This is a genomic window from Nocardia sp. NPDC058497 (assembly GCF_042720195.1).
Taxonomy (GTDB): Bacteria; Actinomycetota; Actinomycetes; order Mycobacteriales; family Mycobacteriaceae; genus Nocardia.
Window position 1 is genome coordinate 1 of the sequence record NZ_JBHXMY010000973.1, and the last position, 1362, is coordinate 1362.

Consider the following 1362-nt stretch of genomic DNA (forward strand, 5'->3'; position numbering starts at 1 on the left):
CTGTGTGGGGCCGGGGGGGCCCCCCGTTCACGGCCCCCCGCGGGTGGGGGTTTTGCGCTCTGGGCGGCACCCCCCCCCACCCCCCCCCCGGGGGGGGCCCCGGCCGGGCCTACCCGAACGCCCAGCGACCAGTCCTGCACGGTCCCGACGACGACGAAGATCAGGTACCCGAGCACCACCGCGGCGATCGCCGCGAGTCGGCCCGGACTCGCCGAGCGCAGACCGCCGGGCCGCGAGGAGCGACCCGTATCGGTTCCCCCGTCGGCGGTGTGGGACGATTTAGCCGGTGGCACGGACTGATGCGGTGATGACACCCCCCTATCCTCGCATCCTGGTACACGGACCCACGCAACCACTCGAGTCCCACATAATGGGATGCAGAGAGTAGCCTGTTTGACTCTTCGACTCACGCGCGCCTAACGTCGTGCTCGTGATCCGAAACGAGTTGCTCGTACTCGGCCGGCGCGTCCAGCGTTGAGCCTGACTACCTGAGTCGAAAACGTCAGCTCGCGTTGCGACGCGCCACCCTCGAACAGCTATACGCTGGTCGGGGGCTTTTTTGTGTTCGGGAGAATTCCGCGCCAGTCCGGAGTCAGAACGACAAAGTTAGGAACGAAGACGGTGAGTGCACCTACCGCACGACCCGGGCCATCGGCCCGCAGGTCAGCGCCTTCGGCGAGCCAGCCTGCCGCTGGTAGCCCGGCGACCAACCCCACCCGCCGCCAGGTCGCGCCCGAGCGCGTCACCGGCGCGCAGTCGGTGGTCCGGTCCCTCGAAGAGCTCGACGTCGACACCGTATTCGGCATTCCCGGCGGCGCGGTCCTTCCTGTCTACGACCCGCTGTTCGACTCCAAGAAGGTCCGCCACGTCCTGGTGCGCCACGAGCAGGGCGCCGGTCACGCGGCGACCGGTTACGCGCAGGCCTCCGGAAAGGTCGGTGTGTGTATGGCCACATCCGGCCCCGGCGCCACCAACCTGGTGACCCCGCTGGCCGACGCCCAGATGGACTCGGTCCCGATCGTGGCGATCACCGGTCAGGTGCCGTCGAGCCTGGTCGGCACCGACGCGTTCCAGGAAGCCGACATCTCCGGCATCACCATGCCGATCACCAAGCACAACTTCCTGGTCAAGGACCCGATCGACATCCCGCGCATCCTGGCCGAGGCGTTCTACCTCGCCGCCTCGGGCCGCCCGGGTGCCGTCCTGGTCGACATCACCAAGGACGCGCTGCAGGCCCAGACCACGTTCTCGTGGCCGCCGGAGATGCGTCTGCCCGGCTACAGAACTGGCACCAAACGTCACCGGAAGAATGAGCGCGAGGCCGCAAGGAGGATCATGGAGTCGAAGGCGCCGGTGGTCTTC

1 protein-coding gene is annotated in these 1362 nt (G+C 68.3%); it reads left to right on the plus strand.

What is annotated here, in order from left to right:
- Positions 1 to 621 precede the first annotated feature (621 nt).
- A partial coding sequence (locus ACFWPJ_RS32965) for a thiamine pyrophosphate-binding protein (protein WP_378857457.1) occupies positions 622 to 1362 on the plus strand: 741 nt, incomplete at its 3' end.